This window comes from Lactiplantibacillus sp. 3062 (assembly GCF_055413545.1).
Window position 1 is genome coordinate 107027 of the sequence record NZ_JBVAYE010000006.1, and the last position, 16212, is coordinate 123238.

Below are 16212 nucleotides of genomic sequence, written 5' to 3' on the forward strand. Positions count from 1 at the left end.
AGCAAATTCAACACAATCATTCAGAAGCAGATTGTGAAAATAATCACTGAAACGGTGCCAATGTAATCGAATTCATGGTAAAATAAAGTTATTAACTTGTAGAAAGAAGGAGTACACATGATCGCGTCACTAATTTATTGGGTCGTCGTTGTTGGCTTGATTGTTTGGGGTGTTTGGATGGCCATCCTTTCCGCATATTGGGCCAGCCAAAAACAAAACGGCAACATTTTCTTTATTGCAATTATGAATACATTAGGTGCCTTGGCCGGCCTCTTAGTATGGTGGGTCTTCAACAATCAAGACTGGCAGTACTACTGGTTATCCAGCACCGTTAAGACAACCAACCTCTTAGGCATCGTCCTAATCTGCTACGTTGTCTTGATTGTCATCGAATTCATCCAAGGCCGGGGCATCAAGCCTGAGACAGCTAAATAATGATTATTTTAAACGCCAAGCAAGTTGCTAGGCGTTTTTTATTGTCAAATGCGGCAACAATCTTGCTCTTCAGTGTTTGTTACGGTGATAACATTTGATTTGTCATGCTGCATGCTTCATCATGATTAATAAAAAAAACGATTCTCAAAGACATTGAGAATCGTTTTTTTATAAGCGACTGTCCTAATGGCGGCTATCGGTCTTGAAGCTTTCAACTGGGAAACACACAGAACGCTCCACCAGTCGACTTGTGACACTACTTCACAACTAAGCCACGGTTAATTCAAAGCCTCCCGGTGCCATCTCATTTGCGGTAATACCCGCTGTTAAGATTGGCGATACGCCACTTACTGTTGAGACTGCCTGTGCACCTAAATTAAAGCGGCCTTGAATCGTCTGTTCAACATCCGTCCGCGTTAAGATTAAGCAGTGACCATCAATCGTCCATGTCAATTGGCTAGTTGCTAAAAAGTCGGCCTGTTGCCGGCGAAACTTGATCAAACGCGTGACAAATTGTCGAACTTGTTGTTCTTGCTCGTCTGGTTGCCAGTTCATGCACCGACGATTGTCAGGGTCGGCGCCACCGGCTATGGCCACTTCCGTTCCATAATAAATACACGGGCTCCCCGGCAATAGCATCAGTAGCGTGAGTGCAGATTTAAATTTAGTTAACTGACCATGCAACGTGGTCAGTAGCCGTGGCGTATCATGCGTATCCAACGCGTTGAACATCGCCTGTTGATTAGGTTGACGATACATCATTAATTCCAGATTGGTTTTACCAACGTAATCTTCAAGGTTGAGTTGACCATTAAACAACGCCAGAATTGGTTGTGTCAGTGGATAATTCATAACCGCGTTAAACTGGCCGTTACCGACTAACGATTGACTACTATGCCAAGACTCACCTAATAGGTACACATCAGGTTTGATTGCCCGCAAGGCACCACATAACGCTCGCCAGAAACCATGGTCGACCTCATCAGCAACATCAAAACGCCAAGCGTCAATCCCGAATTGTTCGATCCAATATTTGGTCACATCAATCAAGTAAGCTTGTACCGCGGGGTTCTGGGTGTTAACTTTCGGCATCGCTGCTCCCGTCGCAAAGGTTTCATAATTAAGCCGCTTCGTCTTCGGATCACGTCCCACCGGCCAGCCATGAATATGAAACCAATCAACAAACCGTGACTGCTCGCCATTTTTAATCACATCTTGCCACTGTGGTGACTGCTCGCCAAAATGATTAAAGACGGCGTCTAACATCACGCGCATACCGCGCGCATGGGCGCCATCGACTAGCGCCTGAAAATCGGCTTTCGTACCAAAGTGGGGATCGATTTCAAAATGATCGATCGTATCATACTTATGATTAGATGGTGACGTGAAAATGGGACACAAGTACAGGCCATTGACCCCCAGTGCAGCCAAATCATCTAAATGCGCTGTAATTCCGGGCAAATCCCCACCATAAAATGAATCACGGTGAACACGCCCAGCACCCCACGGTTGAACATTAGCCGGGTCATTTTGCCGCACACCATTTGCAAACCGTTCGGGAAAGATCTGGTACCAGACCGTCTCCTTAACCCATGCCGGTGGCAGCTCCGCATCACTGACGTGCATATATGGCATGTGAAAATAGTTGCCCACTGTTTGCCAGTTAGTGGCAACGTCGTCAAAGAAGCCACCCTCACCATAGCCAACCGTCGCACCGGTCGTATCCGTGATCAGAAAGGCATAGACCACCCGGTTAGTCGGTACGGTCAGCGTCGTCTGCCAGTACTGGTTGCCCTGCGTCGCTAATCCGGGCTGCATTATCCGCCGCTCTAGCGCTGTTGTTCCTTCTTGCCATAAGTAAGAATCGGCAAACAAAATCTCCACTTGGGCAACATCGTCACGCGCAGTTTGTAGTCGTACCTGTAGTTGATGTGCGGCTAAGACGGCTGTATCTTCACTTTCAGGGCGGTGCCTAATTCCAGCTAGTTGCATTGTAAGATCTCCTTTTATGTAAACGATTACATTATTAACTAGACCATTTACGTCAATTATCCTCATGATTTTGGTGAAAACGTCCCCGTTCGCCTCGATTTTAGTGTATCATTTAGTCAAAATCAGTTGAAAGGACGTTATCCATGAAAACACTTTATCGCAGTACCCGCGAAACTGCAAGTCACACCATGACGTCATCACAAGCCGTACTTCAAGGCCTGACGCCGGATGGTGGTCTCTTTGTGCCCGTAACGCTACCGACCGCTAATTTTGACTTCGACCAGCTCGCCACGATGAGCTACCAAGAAGTTGCTTACGAGGTCCTTAAACTCTTCTTCACGGATTATACCGCTGATGAATTACACGCCTGCATTGACGCGGCTTATGGTGATCAGTTTGATGACCCCCAAATTGCGCCGGTCACCAAGCATGGTCAGCAGTATTACCTTGAACTTTTTCATGGACCGACCATTGCATTCAAAGACTTGGCCCTTCAAATCCTACCGCATTTGATGACAACGGCAGTTAAAAAGAACCATTTACAAGCCGAAGTCGTTATTTTAGCGGCCACCTCGGGCGATACTGGTAAAGCTGCCATGGCCGGGTTTGCCAATGTTGATCAGACTCGCATCATCGTCTTCTATCCAAAAGATGGTGTCAGCGCAATCCAAAAACAGCAGATGGTGACCCAAACCGGAGCCAATACTAGTGTTGTTGCGATCAACGGTAACTTCGATGAGGCCCAAACAACGGTTAAAAAACTGTTAAACGACCACCAATTACACGCGGAATTAGCCACCCACCAGTTCCAATTCTCAAGCGCTAATTCCATCAATATTGGTCGTTTATTCCCACAAGTGGCCTATTATGTCTACACCTACGCTCAACTTATCAAGCAGGGGCAAATCAAGAACGGTGATGAGATTAACTTTAGTGTTCCAACTGGGAACTTTGGGGATATTTTAGCTGGCTACTATGCCAAACAACTGGGCACGCCCATTCATAAACTGATCTGTGCTTCCAATCGCAATAACGTTCTCACCGATTTCTTTAATACCGGGACTTATGATAAAAACCGTGAATTCTTCTTGACGAGTTCACCGTCCATGGACATCTTAGTCTCAAGTAACTTGGAACGGCTCCTCTTCTACTTGACAGGATCAGACGCCACGGCGACTGCTAAACTAATGACTGATTTGCAAACGACCGGCCGTTATACGATTACACCGGCAATGCGTGCCAACTTAGCTGATTTTTGGGCCGGCTTCGTGACTGAAAGCCAAGATCAAGCTGAAATTCATCACCTGAACCATGCCCATCACTACACAATCGATCCACATACGGCCGTGGCCTCGGCGGTTGCCAAACAGTATCAAGCCGCAACCAGAGATCAGCGGCCCATGGTGGTTGTTTCAACCGCTAGTCCGTATAAATTCCCACAGGCCGTCCTAACGGCAATTACTGGTGAGCTTAGTGCGGTAGATGGCCTAGCCGCAGTTGATCAGTTACATGAGTTGATTCAAACGCCCATTCCAGCAACGGTCACAGCCCTCCGTACTGCGCCCGTGCGCCATAAGCGGGTTGCGGATGTTGATGATATGGGAACGACCATTAAAACAATTTTAAATCTTAACTAGAAAGTGTGACCAAGATGATTACGACCATTGCGTTAGACCTAGATAATACGTTACTAACTTCTGAGAAGACGATTTCTCCGCGAACTGAAGCAGTTCTCAAACAGCTGCATTCGGCCGGCAAACGGATCGTACTGTGTACTGGGCGACCAATTAAGGCGATTCAACCATACTTACAACAACTTGAACTCAACCAACCAACTGACTACGCGATTACCTTTAATGGTGGGCTCGTTCAGCAAAACACGACTGGTGACGTCCTTGCTCGTACTAGTGTGACCAAACAAGATTTACAACCCTTATTTGAGCAAGCCCAGCGCGATCATTTCTACTTAGACGTGATTGATTTGAAGCAAGTCTACTCCATTACGGATCTAGGCAAGTCACCGTACGAAGAATTCTTGCAAGGCTTAATGCCATTTAAGAATGTTCGTTTTGCCGACCTGCCTGCTGATGATCTATTCGGTAAAGTCGTTAGTGCTGGTCAAGATGCTAAAACAGTCCAGGCCAAATTACCAAGTCAAATTACCGATTTCTTCCACGTGGTCCCATCCCGGCGGACTTTGTTGGAATTCTTACCACCGCATACTGATAAGGCCAGTGGTTTGAAACAACTCCTCGGTCACTTTAATGAAGACTATGACAACTTGATGGCCTTTGGGGACGAAGAAAACGACCTAGGAATGCTAACCGCCGCCAAAGTTGGCGTAGCGATGGCGAATGCGATTCCTGCGGTCAAGGCTGCAACCACCAATGCCACCCTGAGTAATGACGAGGACGGGGTTGCCGTTTTCCTAGAAAATTACTTCAACTGATCCCAAACTGAAGCCTGTAACGGGCTTCTTTTTTAGCACAACAACTCAAAATCAAACTAACGAGGTGTCCCATGCAAGATCCCCGCATTATCCCAGCAGAATTAACGACTGGCGCTTTTTTCGATATTTTAGCAGATGAGGACCACAGCTTAAGTTATATTCAGGTTAGTGAAGAAGACGTGAGTCACCAGCACATCGATCACCCCATGCTGGATCACGTGCACTTCGAAAATGTCCGGTTTACGGCCAGTCAATTCGAACGGCTTGACTTGACCGATGCCGTCTTTATCAATTGTGACTTTTCTAATTGCCAGTTTGAAAAAGCCAGCTGGCTACGTGTTCAATTCAAAGATTGTAAGCTCGTCGGTGTCGATTTGAACGAGGCTGCCCTCAATAACGTCGCCTTTGACCACTGTCAGCTCGACTTAGCCATGCTGTGCGACATGCGGTTCAAAACCGTGACCTTTGATCACTGTCGGCTGAATGGGGCCAGCTTTATGAACAATCGACTAACGACCGTCAAGTTTAACGAAACCAACCTTGACCAAGTCGCTTTCAACGATACCGCCCTCAAAAATATTGACCTAAGTACCTGTCAATTCGAGCGTCTCGAACTTGATACTGCCGCAGCACGCGGTATGATCGTCAATATTGATCAGGCTGCTTATTTGGCTGCTGCTTTAAACGGCATCAAAGTTAAACCCTGATACCGGTGGAACAGTCACCGTATGAGTGACCAACTCACAATGCCAAGGACGATTAAGCTGCTGACTGGTAAATCTTCTAATAACACTGCACGTATCTGTCAGAATACTTTTATGCGCTGAACACAAAATACAACCTTCGCAGGTTGTTACCTGACGAAGGTGGTATTTTGTCGTTCATCATGACAATTCGAATTGCGTCCCGGTATAACCAGTGCGGTCAGTCGCCGTGATTGGTCGAATAACTTGGCAAGGGTTGCCAGCCGCGATCACGTTGGCTGGAATATCGTGGGTTACCACGCTCCCACCACCAATAATCGTGTTAGCACCAATGGTCACTCCTGGTAATACGGTGACGTTAGCGGCTAGCCAACAACCATCACCAATTGTGATTGGTCGGGCGATGCAGCCGCCCCTAATTCGTTCGGTTGCATCAAACAAGTGGTTGCTCGTGTAAAGACCAACTTTTGGCCCCAGCAAGACCTGACTGCCGATCGTAATTGGCGCCCCATCTAACATCACACAATCATAGTTGGCATAAAAGTTATCCCCTAGATGAATGTTCCGTCCAAATTCAACGCGAAAATTAGGATTCACAAATGGCTTGCGACCAGCTGAACCAACCAATTGTCGCAATAAAGTTTCTTTAGTCTCTGGATCAGCAGTCGCATTGACCGCGTTCGTTGTCAACGTTGCTTGGTCACGCAACGCCGTTAGTTCTGCATCCGTATCTCGATACGGCTGACCAGTCGCCATGTACGCAAACTTCTCATCTAAATTCATTCCGCACCCCACTTCTATCGAATAAAATTCAAGTACCATGTTATTGCGCAAATTCCTTGTGCTGAACGAATCTGGCCATTCTTTAATAGGTCAATCACTTTACTGAGCGGGACAAGTTGCGTATTCACGTATTCGTCCGCGTCAAAATGCCGTTCGCCATGTTCTTGCGGATCAATGTGAGTCAAAATCAAGCTGACCGTTTCGTCCGTGAAACCTTCCGACGAGCTAATTTGCGTCATAATTTGTGGTTCATGGGCAATGTAGCCCGTCTCCTCTTGTAATTCACGGGCCGCGGCCGTTAACGGATCTTCCCCCGCATTAATGAGGCCAGCAGGTAAACTAATCGTCTCGGCATTGCGACCGACCCGGTACTCTGAACCTAGCACGACTTGGTCATCCGCGGTGATGGCTAAAATCGTGACGGCGTTCCCATGCTGAATCAAATCGCGTTTTACTTCTAATCCATCAGGTGTTTCAATCGTTTGTTTGACCAAATCAAAAATCGGCCCATGATACACCGGTGTCGTTGATAGGACCTTACCGCGCCGGCCAACTTTCTCAAATAAATCTGCCATACACATTCACTACTCCTTAATCTATCTCAAATCCGGTACACCATCCGGCAGCATCTTACGAATGCCACCCGCGGGGTCTGGCACGTCACCTTGATATCGCGGTATCAGATGGAGATGACAATGCATTACGGTTTGGCCCGCAGCCGGATCAACGTTAATGCCAATATTATAGCCATCCGGATGATTGTGCGCATCTAGGTACGCTTTTGCTTGGGTCAGTAAGGCGAGCATCGCATTCCTGGTCGCCGTGGGCACATCAAAATACGTGGCATAATGTGCTTTCGGAATAATCAACAAATGCCCCGGACTCACCGGCTTTTTATCGAAGAAGGCCGCTGCTAGGTCATTCTCCAAAATATACGGCAACGGCTGACAAAAAATACAAGCCATACCAAAGTCCCCTTCCTATTTTGCTAACCAACCACCATCAATTGGAACCACCGTCCCATGAATATAATCAGCGTGCTGACTCGCTAAGAATAGCGTCAGATCTGCAACTTCCTGCGGTTGGGCCCACCGTTTTGCGGGCGTCTCACTGGCAACCCATTTCGCCATCTTACCATCGCCAGCAAAATCAGCGGCATTCATCGGGGTATCGATAGCCCCCGGCGCAATGCAGTTGGCGCGAATTCCCTGAGCCGCATAGTCCAAGTCAAGTTGTTTCGTATAACCAATGATGGCGTGTTTGGCTGCGGTATACGCTGCGCCGCCTCCGCCACCCACCAGTCCAGCGATCGATGCCATATTCACGAAAACGCCGTGTTGTGCGGCTAACATTGCAGGTAGCACCGCATTAGTCACGATAAACTGGCTTGTCAGATCCGTCGCCAAAATATCTTGCCACGTTTTCAGATCCGTTGCTAAAGTTGGTTGATAGCCGTCTAACTTACCGGCCGTATTGCACACGACGGTTGGCTTGCCGAGTACGTTAACTCCTGATTTAATCGCCGCGACGAGCGCATTAGTGTCGGTCACATCAGCAATTTCATAGCGCAGGGCTGACGTCGTTACTAGCGCTGATGGCTGTGGTTGCCGATCAATGGCAATCACGTCAGCCCCCTGGGCTAGGAAACTCTGGACCTGGGCTAAGCCAATCCCGGAGGCAGCTCCAGTAACCAAGACAGTCTGTCCACGATATTCATCAAATTGCATTAGTCAACCAACTGCCAGTCCGTCGCTAAAATATCACAATCTGTTGGTGACCACATACTATAGGCTTCATCGGCCGTTTTGATTAAAAAGTACGGGTTCAGCGGGTCGCCGTTGAAAGTGGTTGCCGTCTGTAATTCGACGAACAATTCGGTCCCTTCCCAACCAGTCCGAACAGCGCGCTTACCAGCTTTTAATTCAGGTAAAATAGCTTCAAATGTCATCATGATACCTCCAATTATTAATACCCAAATCGTATCATAATCCCGCGTGGAGTGACAGGCAAAAATTGGTACCAACAAATTGTCTATTTTACTGGTACGGACCAATTATTTGTGCGATAATGTAAGCGAATACAGAAACTAATTATTATTTGGAGGAATTTTAAATGAGTAAACTCGGTGTTTCCGTTTATCCCGAACGATCAACCTTTGAAAAGGATGCGGCGTACCTCGATTTAGCCGCAAAATATGGCTATCAACGGGTATTCACTTCACTGCTTGAAATCAAAGGGGACCAAGCCGCAGTGGTTGCCAACTTTAAAAAAGTGATCACTTACGCGAAGCAATTAGGCTTGCAAGTAATGGTCGACGTCAATCCTGACCTCTTCAAACAACTTGGCGTGTCCTATGACGACTTGTCATTCTTCCACGACCTCGGTGCCTGGGGTGTCCGCCTCGACCTAGGATTCACTGGTCAAGAAGAAGCCCGGATGACGCACAACGAATTCGGCATTAAGATTGAAGTCAACATGTCCAAAGGGACTCACTATGTTGACACGATTATGGATTATTCACCTGAAAAAGATAACTTACTAGGCTCACATAACTTCTACCCACAACAATACACTGGTCTTGGTTATGATTATTTTGTTCAGACTTCTGAACAATACCGTCAGTATGGCATCAACACCGCCGCGTTTGTTTCATCAAATGATGCGACTTATGGGCCTTGGCCCATGCAAGACGGGTTATGTACCCTTGAAGATCATCGGGGGTTACCGATTGCGGCACAAGTTCAACATTTGAAAATGACGGGGCTGATCGACGACGTTTTAATTGGTAACGCCTACGCGAGTGAAGCCGAACTAAAAGCGGCTGCTGAAGTGTTCTTTAGTCCTTACCCACTGCTACACGTCGAAACCGTTGCTGATCTATCGGCAGTTGAAGAAAAAGTACTCTTTGCGCAACCACAGACTTATCGCGGTGATTTTTCAGATTACGTCATTCGTTCTTCTCAGACCCGGGTCATCTACAAAGACGAAGCCTTTCCTGCTCATCACCTAGATGCCATTCATACCGGTGATGTCTTGATCGATAACGATGAGTTTGGGCAATACAAAGGTGAATTGCAGATTGCACGCCAAAATCTTGAAAATACTGGCCGAATCAATGTGGTTGGTCATATTACCAAGAGTGACTTACCTTGCCTTAACTTGTTACAACCGTGGGCCGACTTTAAATTTGTCGCTGCCAAATAGTACTCAACGAATGGAGGGGTCGCATTAATGACAACTGATTACCGTTTAACTAGCGATGCTGACCGCGAAGCTTTCTACCAACTTTATCAATACGCGTTCAATAATCACGATACCCCCGCGCGGCGGCGATTTTTCATGGATCGCTACCAACATGGCTGGATCTACGGCCGTCACGATCATGGTCAACTGGTCAGTGGGCTATACAGTCTGCCACTAGCAGTCAACTTTCATGGTGTCACCTACCGGATGAATGGTATTGGCGACGTGATGAGTGCGCCTGAATATGCCGGTCAGGGTGGCGCGGGACAGCTGTTAACGACGGCGCTGACAGAAATGGCAGCCAACCACGTGACGCTGTCCTACCTTGCCCCCTTCGCGTACGGTTACTATCGTCGTTTTGGCTATGAACACGTCTTCGACCACGCGCACCAAGTCATGGCCGCTCCAGACCTACCACGTGTCAAACCGACGGACTGGTCTGGTACGATCACCCGCTATGGCAATGACGGGCTGGCCCAAATCAACGATTTTTATGCACGACAACCGCAAAATCAGCGTGGTGGTCTGATTCGACCAGCCTGGTGGCAACATTACCTGACTCTCAAACATCATTGGTCGGTCGCAATTTACCGCAATGCGGCTGCCAATATCGAGGGCTATTTGATCTATGAACGGCAGGCCACTAACTTTGCGATTCAAGAATGGGTGACTAGCACGCCGACCGCTTTCGAACGATTGGCTAACTTTATCACTAAGCATGGCACCACCTTTGAAACGTTTAGTTATGATAGCCCAAGTGCGACCAACGGCTTGGACCTACTAGCCGACCCATACCGTTTAAAAGTGACTGTCCAGCCGTACATGATGGCCCGCATTGTTGATTTATATGACTTTATCAAGCGCTATCCGTTTCTCACGGACATCCAACCAATTCGCCTAGCAGTCAGTGACGCTACCCTCCCTGCTAATCAAGGAATCTGGTCATTGACGCGGCACAACGGGCAAGTAACGCTCAATCGGGTTAGCGACCAATTAACTGGACCGGCTGACATTCAGTTAACGATTCAGCAATTAACCACTGCTTGCTTTGGCACCCAGAGCTTAGCCCGGGCGTACCAACACGGATTAATCACCGGTGATGTGAATGCGATCAACCGACTTGACACTAGTCTAGTTAAAGAACGACCAGCACTTATTGACTACTTCTAAGTGCTTAATTTAGATAAGCAGCATGACTGACTCAAAGTGGGCCGCCAGAATAATCATTCCGGCGGCCCACTTTTTGTTCAGACGCTGACTGGTATTGAGATTTGCATAGATTAAGTCATTTACGAATCAGATGGCAACAGATACTAGCACCAGTCGATTAAGCTGGAGCCGTGAGCAAATCAACTTAATAATAATGAATTGCCCTCAAATCACGGACCTCATTAGTCTCCATGTTTAAGCTACCTTAGCAAATACGTTGGTTATTTACTCGACAGGAATATTCCAACGCAGTAGGCTTCAATTGCTATTAGAAAGTGAGGTCATTATTCGAATAAATCACGTTAATCATGATCATGCTGTCGCTATCACTGCAACGCCAACGACATTTCCCACTAATACATTAAACAAATTATGCCCTATTACCACGTGACCTAAACCGAATTTGCTGAACACACTGCAATCTCTAAAAAACAACTGTCATTTACCTTGAACCGACGAGCCTTCATGATTATCCTTGTCGCCCATCAAATTAAACCAGCAACTAGTTTAAAAGCACACTGTTGAATGGCACTGGATTTGAATATCGACTTACAAACTATCAACCATAATTCGAATCCGATGTGATTAAATTCGAATGGGCGACTGCTTAAATATGACAGCAACCACTATTTTTCCAAAAAGATCTGTCTTTTTCATTTGAGCAATCATGCTTAATCTTCCAGATATATTCAGAATCTTCACCAACTATACAAATACTTACCGGCTACCTGTTTCATCATGACTAGGTGCTGTCTAGCGAAAATTGACAATTCAATTAAAAACATTAAAATTATATTAGATTATCCGTTTTTCATTTCTAATCAATTCATACTACCGAAAGGAACTCGCCATGGCCATCAAACAACCTGATTTAACCATCAACATTAGTAATCATCAATCTAGCTTGCAAATCTTCAAAGCTGCCGCAAGTAATTTCATTAGTTCACTAAGCGGTAAAATGTTCACTTTTGGCCTTGGACTCATGTTACTCGATGAAACACACTCTGCCATTAGCTTTGGTATCAACATGATTATCAGTCCAATTGTTGGCTTGCTTTGCCTTGTCCCAATTGGCAATCTGATTGATACTTATCCGCACAAAACCGTTCTCACTGGTAGCCTGACTGCCCGCACGCTTGCACTAATTTTATTCGCTGCTAGTATCAACTTATTTACGGCAACAGCAAAACTCATTCCAATCGTTCTTTTTCTAATTATCGATGCAATTTCGACAAATATTAATGATACCTGTTATTCTGCCGCCACCCATGAGCTTGTTAACGCTCACAACATTCAACGTCTAAGTTCATTAACCCAAAGTGCAATTTCTCTTTCCTCGATTCTATCACCAGCGTTAGGCGTTGGGTTATACAGTTTAGTCGGCTTTTCTGGCTTCGTTATATTAGAGATTGTTGCCACACTCGCCTCATTTGGCATTATGCTCACAATGAAATTTCATTATCACGCAACTAATCAATTCGCTAATTCACAACACGCCCCAGTAACTTTGCACAGTCAGTTTGCAAAATTTCATTCTGGTCTAAATTACATGCGGTCGCGAACAATGATTAAAATTACAATTCTGTTGAGTGTTATTCTGAACTTCTTATATACTGCTGTTACGATTGGAATTCCATACATCTTAAAAGATCAGCTTCACACAGGTAATGGTCCTATTGGCGTGCTTGAAACCGGGAGCGCAATTGGTATGCTACTTGGCAGTCTACTTTTAACTTTGCTACCGCCAACCGGTCAGAAACGTCTCTTTTTAAAATTAATTATTCCGGTACTTATTCTTGATAGCCAAATATTGCTATTAGGTGTTCTGTTCATGACGTCCCAATCACCAACTGGATATGCCCTGCTTGGTAGCTTTATCATGGGAATATTGGCTTTCGCGCTTGTTATTCTTAATATAACTTTTCAGGTCTACTTGCAGCAAACCGTGCCAACTAAATTACTAGGCCGAGTCGTTGCAACATTAACAACAGTCAATAGCTCAATCATGCCAATCGGAACACTTATGTTCACTTTAATCTTTCAAAGTACCACTCATGGCGGTCTCGTACTAATCATCAACGGAATTCTACTACTTGGGTATACGTTACTGCTGTTGCGGCCATTAAATCAGGCCATTCATAGTGAACAGCCATGAGTCACGTATCATCAGGCAATTAACAATCCCGATTGCGATGGAAAACGTTGCTTTCGACTTTCAACGGGCTCACCACCGTGCTTCTATCACTTCGAGCCCTCATAAAACCGCCAATAAACAAATTATTGATTAACGACCGACATAATACCTAGGAATTATACCAGCCAATGTTACGATCAACATCACGACCAATCGTTATGAACAACTAGCGCTTTTGCAACGGCAAATAGTTATTCTATTCAAAAAAGATGTTTGAAGATCCGACTAGATCTCCAAACATCTTTTTACTGACATTATCCTGGTTAATCACCAGCATCGTGCGTAAATAAAACTAACGAATATCAATTAATTACCAATGTAATATTAACCATGTCTTGACATTAATTTTCATACAAATAACCCGCATCCCGTAAAGCTGCCTTGATGGCTGTTAATTGTTCCGGGGTCTGATAAGCAACCGTATGGCTATGGACGCCATCTGTTAATTCTGATAATAAATGGCCTTGTAATTTCTTGAGCCGGCCCATAAACAGATTAACATCACCAACTGAGCGAATCTCTAATTCACCCCGGAGCCGGCCATACAATGGGTGTTCGACTTCAACATCCTTGATTATGCCCCCTGCGTGAATGATCAAGGCCATTTCCTGCATCGCTTCATTTGGAAAATGACGGCAAACTAGGACAGCAGTTGGCTGATCCGCTTTTTCTAATTCATACCCTTGAAGAGTAGCAACAATGGCCGTTCCGTGAGCCCTCAATAATGAAATATCCCCAACAATGGTCTGACGACTAACGTTAAACTGCTTCGCTAGCGTTGTTGCACTTACGGGGACCTGCGTTTGCGATAATTTTGATCGAATTTGTTCACGCCGTTCTGATCCTGTCATGACTCACCCTTCTTACTCTTTCAATAGAATCATTCTACCAGAAAACCAGTAGAATAGCTTTCATCAAATACTAAATTATGATAAACTAAGTTCATTTATCATAGGTGTCAAGACACCTAAATCTTAATAACGGGATTGATTAGCAATGCGCAATTTATCTTTATTAACCGACTTATACGAACTCTCAATGGCAAATGGATTTCATCACGACTTACCTCAGACCAACGCCACCTTCGACCTTTTTTATCGCCGGGTTCCTGACAATGGTAGCTTTGTCATTGCGGCCGGCCTCCAGCAAGTTGTCGAAGCTTTACAAGATTTTCATTTTACCAACAGTGACCTCGACTACTTCCGTCAACTTAACCTATGGGATGAATCCTTCTTAGCCATGCTGGCAAATTTTAAGTTAACTTGCCAAATTAAGGCACTACCAGAAGGAACCCCGGTCTTTCCTCGTGAACCACTATTGACAATCACTGGACCACTTGAGCAAGCGCAATTACTTGAAACGCTCGTCTTAAATATCGTCAATCATCAATCACTGATTGCCACTAAAGCTCGTCGACTGAGTTATGCTGCGGCAGGACGTCCAATTATGGAATTCGGTGCGCGCCGTGCGCAAGGCCCGGACAGCGCACTTTACGGCACCCGGGCATCCATTATTGGTGGCGCCAATAGTACTTCAAACGTTCTCGCTGCGAAACTGTTTGATATTCCCGTTGCTGGTACCATGGCCCACAGTTGGATTGAAGCCTTCCCGGATGAACTAACGGCGTTTCGCAAGTGGGCCGAACAATATCCTGACAATAGTGCGCTACTAGTCGATACTTATGATGTGCTTAACTCTGGGATCCCTAACGCGGTGACGGTCTTTAAGGAGCTACGAGCAGCTGGGCATGAACCCGTCGGTATTCGAATCGATTCGGGGGACGTCACGACTTTATCACAAGCTGCCCGGACACAATTGGACGCGGCTGGCTTTCCCAATGCCAAAATCACTATTTCTAACGCATTGGATGAACACATCATTACCTCGCTGTTGCACGAAGGCGCACCGATCGATAATTTTGGTATCGGTGAAAAGCTCATCACTAGCGCGTCCGCACCGGTTCTAAGTGGCGTCTACAAGCTTGCGGCAACTGAGAGCAATGGTCAGAGCACCCCCAAGATCAAGGTCAGTGCCAGTCGCGAAAAACTAACGATTCCTGGTGATAAGCAAGTCTATCGTCTGTACGAACCAGGAACTCAGCGGGCCTTTGCTGACTTGATTGCACTAGCTACCGAGACGATCGTCGATGCGACCAGCCTAACCGTCGTCAACAGTGACCCACTCAGTGTCGACCGCCAACAGCGACTCACCCATTTTGAAGCCCGGCCCTTACTCGCGCCGGTAGATTTGTCCAACACCACGTCAATTCCGGTTACAACCATTCAGGCAACGACCCAGGCTAAACTTGCCGAGCTCCCACGAACAACCCAGCGGCTCGTCAACCCAGATCTTTACCCGGTCTACATGACAACCACACTCAGCCAGTTACAAACTAGTTTGTTGAATAAAATGACGATACTAGCAGATTAACAAACGAACACGCGTAGCAACGACTAAAGCCACTTCTGATCAGCGTTCAAATGACCGCTTAGTACAGAAGTGGCTTTAGTTTATAACAAGTAACAGTTAGCTCACTGACCAGTAATTTGATCATGTTCACCCGGGGTCAATATTTTGGTCATCACCGTAATCAAATACGCTTGTTCGCGCTCAATTTCAGTTCCCGGCAATTCCAGCATTAACCGCGCTAGGTAACCGAATAGCTGCGATAACAAACTTTGCAGTATCAAATCATTCGGCCAATCCACAATCAAATGATCTGCTTTTAGTTGATTTATGACACTTCCCATCTGCTTGACCATCTTAGGCGCAATCTGGCTAAGAATCTGTTCGCGTCGTTCGGCGTCAAAAGCTGCCATTTCAAAAATGACCTTTAACTCTTTCACGTTAGCTTTAGCAAATGCAACTCGGTCCGTAAAAATTGCTGTGACGAATGCCTGTAGACTGGGATAACGCTGCCGTAATTCATCCTCTGAAAAATCACTCGCTAAAATTGGCACAATGTGTGCGGCAATTGGTGCTAAGATGGCATCCCGTAAGGCAGCCTTAGTCTTATACCGCCGATAGACCGTCCCCTCCGCAACGCCGGCCCGTTGTGCAATATCACTAGTACTAGTCTGGTCAAAACCCTTTTCAGCAAACAAATCGAGACTTGCCTGGAGGATGGCCCGTTGCTTAGGTGTAATCGTTTCATTCTGACTTAGATCATGTTGAAAATAATCCCGTATCCGTGGTCGTTCCAT

Annotated in this window: 16 protein-coding genes; 8 read left to right on the forward strand and 8 right to left on the reverse strand. The window is 46.1% G+C overall.

Features of this window, described 5'->3' with window-relative positions:
* Positions 1 to 117 precede the first annotated feature (117 nt).
* Positions 118 to 435, forward strand: a complete 318-nt coding sequence (locus ACWQAU_RS09855; protein WP_003642562.1) for a hypothetical protein — start codon at positions 118 to 120, stop codon at positions 433 to 435.
* A 267-nt stretch (positions 436 to 702) separates the two neighbouring features.
* Here ACWQAU_RS09855 and ACWQAU_RS09860 read toward each other — a convergent pair whose 3' ends face one another.
* On the reverse strand, positions 703 to 2427 hold the full coding sequence (locus ACWQAU_RS09860; RefSeq protein ID WP_027821840.1) for a glycoside hydrolase family 13 protein: 1725 nt from the start codon (positions 2425 to 2427) through the stop codon (positions 703 to 705).
* Positions 2428 to 2570: 143 nt separating this feature from the next.
* Here ACWQAU_RS09860 and thrC point away from each other — a divergent pair, with 143 nt between their 5' ends.
* The 3 genes from thrC to ACWQAU_RS09875 all read left to right on the forward strand — a co-directional run bounded on the left by thrC (position 2571) and on the right by ACWQAU_RS09875 (position 5583).
* Positions 2571 to 4064 (forward strand): threonine synthase, encoded by a 1494-nt coding sequence (thrC, locus tag ACWQAU_RS09865; RefSeq protein WP_011101905.1) that lies wholly within the window; start codon positions 2571 to 2573, stop codon positions 4062 to 4064.
* 14 nt (positions 4065 to 4078) lie between these two features.
* Positions 4079 to 4876, forward strand: coding sequence for a Cof-type HAD-IIB family hydrolase (locus ACWQAU_RS09870; RefSeq protein ID WP_003645847.1), 798 nt, complete (start codon positions 4079 to 4081; stop codon positions 4874 to 4876).
* 71 nt (positions 4877 to 4947) lie between these two features.
* Entirely contained in the window at positions 4948 to 5583 is a 636-nt protein-coding gene (locus tag ACWQAU_RS09875) for a pentapeptide repeat-containing protein (protein WP_011101906.1), read from the forward strand.
* A 177-nt stretch (positions 5584 to 5760) separates the two neighbouring features.
* On the opposite strand, the gene ACWQAU_RS09880 is transcribed toward ACWQAU_RS09875, so the two are convergent.
* Genes ACWQAU_RS09880 through ACWQAU_RS09900 form a run of 5 tightly spaced genes read right to left on the reverse strand, consistent with a single transcriptional unit; the run spans position 5761 to position 8311 of the window.
* Positions 5761 to 6363 (reverse strand): sugar O-acetyltransferase, encoded by a 603-nt coding sequence (locus tag ACWQAU_RS09880; protein ID WP_027821839.1) that lies wholly within the window; start codon positions 6361 to 6363, stop codon positions 5761 to 5763.
* 14 nt (positions 6364 to 6377) lie between these two features.
* Entirely contained in the window at positions 6378 to 6944 is a 567-nt protein-coding gene (locus ACWQAU_RS09885; RefSeq protein WP_013355842.1) for an NUDIX hydrolase, read from the reverse strand.
* Positions 6945 to 6959: 15 nt separating this feature from the next.
* Complete coding sequence (locus tag ACWQAU_RS09890) at positions 6960 to 7328, reverse strand: HIT family protein (protein ID WP_003642555.1); 369 nt, start codon at positions 7326 to 7328, stop codon at positions 6960 to 6962.
* Between the two features lie 15 nt (positions 7329 to 7343).
* On the reverse strand, positions 7344 to 8090 hold the full coding sequence (locus ACWQAU_RS09895) for a 3-oxoacyl-ACP reductase (RefSeq protein ID WP_003642554.1): 747 nt from the start codon (positions 8088 to 8090) through the stop codon (positions 7344 to 7346).
* Positions 8090 to 8311 (reverse strand): DUF2829 domain-containing protein, encoded by a 222-nt coding sequence (locus ACWQAU_RS09900; RefSeq protein ID WP_003642553.1) that lies wholly within the window; start codon positions 8309 to 8311, stop codon positions 8090 to 8092. The genes ACWQAU_RS09895 and ACWQAU_RS09900 overlap by 1 nt, the downstream gene beginning before the upstream one ends.
* Positions 8312 to 8475: 164 nt before the next feature.
* Between ACWQAU_RS09900 and ACWQAU_RS09905 the strand changes: the two genes are divergently transcribed.
* The 3 genes from ACWQAU_RS09905 (at position 8476) to ACWQAU_RS09915 (ending at position 12970) form a co-directional block, all read left to right on the forward strand.
* A complete protein-coding gene (locus ACWQAU_RS09905; RefSeq protein ID WP_013355844.1) occupies positions 8476 to 9567 on the forward strand; it encodes a DUF871 domain-containing protein in 1092 nt (363 codons plus the stop codon).
* Between the two features lie 27 nt (positions 9568 to 9594).
* Positions 9595 to 10776, forward strand: a complete 1182-nt coding sequence (locus tag ACWQAU_RS09910) for a GNAT family N-acetyltransferase (protein WP_003642551.1) — start codon at positions 9595 to 9597, stop codon at positions 10774 to 10776.
* Positions 10777 to 11665: 889 nt separating this feature from the next.
* Positions 11666 to 12970: an MFS transporter gene (locus ACWQAU_RS09915; RefSeq protein WP_079111833.1), complete on the forward strand. Its 1305-nt coding sequence runs from the start codon at positions 11666 to 11668 to the stop codon at positions 12968 to 12970.
* Between the two features lie 380 nt (positions 12971 to 13350).
* Here the strand turns inward: ACWQAU_RS09915 and ACWQAU_RS09920 are convergent, their stop codons facing one another.
* Positions 13351 to 13860 (reverse strand): transcription repressor NadR, encoded by a 510-nt coding sequence (locus tag ACWQAU_RS09920; protein WP_003642550.1) that lies wholly within the window; start codon positions 13858 to 13860, stop codon positions 13351 to 13353.
* A 145-nt stretch (positions 13861 to 14005) separates the two neighbouring features.
* Here ACWQAU_RS09920 and ACWQAU_RS09925 point away from each other — a divergent pair, with 145 nt between their 5' ends.
* Complete coding sequence (locus ACWQAU_RS09925) at positions 14006 to 15439, forward strand: nicotinate phosphoribosyltransferase (protein ID WP_027821837.1); 1434 nt, start codon at positions 14006 to 14008, stop codon at positions 15437 to 15439.
* A 101-nt stretch (positions 15440 to 15540) separates the two neighbouring features.
* Here ACWQAU_RS09925 and ACWQAU_RS09930 read toward each other — a convergent pair whose 3' ends face one another.
* The gene (locus tag ACWQAU_RS09930; protein ID WP_003642548.1) at positions 15541 to 16212 is read right to left on the reverse strand and encodes a TetR/AcrR family transcriptional regulator; all 672 of its coding nucleotides are present in this window, start codon (positions 16210 to 16212) and stop codon (positions 15541 to 15543) included.

Bases quoted from the DNA above. Each gene is read 5' to 3' on its own strand.
- ACWQAU_RS09855 (WP_003642562.1), top strand. From the start codon at position 118: ATGATCGCGTCACTAATTTATTGGGTCGTCGTTGTTGGCTTGATTGTT.
- ACWQAU_RS09860 (WP_027821840.1), bottom strand. From the start codon at position 2,427: ATGCAACTAGCTGGAATTAGGCACCGCCCTGAAAGTGAAGATACAGCC.
- thrC (WP_011101905.1), top strand. From the start codon at position 2,571: ATGAAAACACTTTATCGCAGTACCCGCGAAACTGCAAGTCACACCATG.
- ACWQAU_RS09870 (WP_003645847.1), top strand. From the start codon at position 4,079: ATGATTACGACCATTGCGTTAGACCTAGATAATACGTTACTAACTTCT.
- ACWQAU_RS09875 (WP_011101906.1), top strand. From the start codon at position 4,948: ATGCAAGATCCCCGCATTATCCCAGCAGAATTAACGACTGGCGCTTTT.
- ACWQAU_RS09880 (WP_027821839.1), bottom strand. From the start codon at position 6,363: ATGAATTTAGATGAGAAGTTTGCGTACATGGCGACTGGTCAGCCGTAT.
- ACWQAU_RS09885 (WP_013355842.1), bottom strand. From the start codon at position 6,944: ATGTGTATGGCAGATTTATTTGAGAAAGTTGGCCGGCGCGGTAAGGTC.
- ACWQAU_RS09890 (WP_003642555.1), bottom strand. From the start codon at position 7,328: ATGGCTTGTATTTTTTGTCAGCCGTTGCCGTATATTTTGGAGAATGAC.
- ACWQAU_RS09895 (WP_003642554.1), bottom strand. From the start codon at position 8,090: ATGCAATTTGATGAATATCGTGGACAGACTGTCTTGGTTACTGGAGCT.
- ACWQAU_RS09900 (WP_003642553.1), bottom strand. From the start codon at position 8,311: ATGACATTTGAAGCTATTTTACCTGAATTAAAAGCTGGTAAGCGCGCT.
- ACWQAU_RS09905 (WP_013355844.1), top strand. From the start codon at position 8,476: ATGAGTAAACTCGGTGTTTCCGTTTATCCCGAACGATCAACCTTTGAA.
- ACWQAU_RS09910 (WP_003642551.1), top strand. From the start codon at position 9,595: ATGACAACTGATTACCGTTTAACTAGCGATGCTGACCGCGAAGCTTTC.
- ACWQAU_RS09915 (WP_079111833.1), top strand. From the start codon at position 11,666: ATGGCCATCAAACAACCTGATTTAACCATCAACATTAGTAATCATCAA.
- ACWQAU_RS09920 (WP_003642550.1), bottom strand. From the start codon at position 13,860: ATGACAGGATCAGAACGGCGTGAACAAATTCGATCAAAATTATCGCAA.
- ACWQAU_RS09925 (WP_027821837.1), top strand. From the start codon at position 14,006: ATGCGCAATTTATCTTTATTAACCGACTTATACGAACTCTCAATGGCA.
- ACWQAU_RS09930 (WP_003642548.1), bottom strand. From the start codon at position 16,212: ATGGAACGACCACGGATACGGGATTATTTTCAACATGATCTAAGTCAG.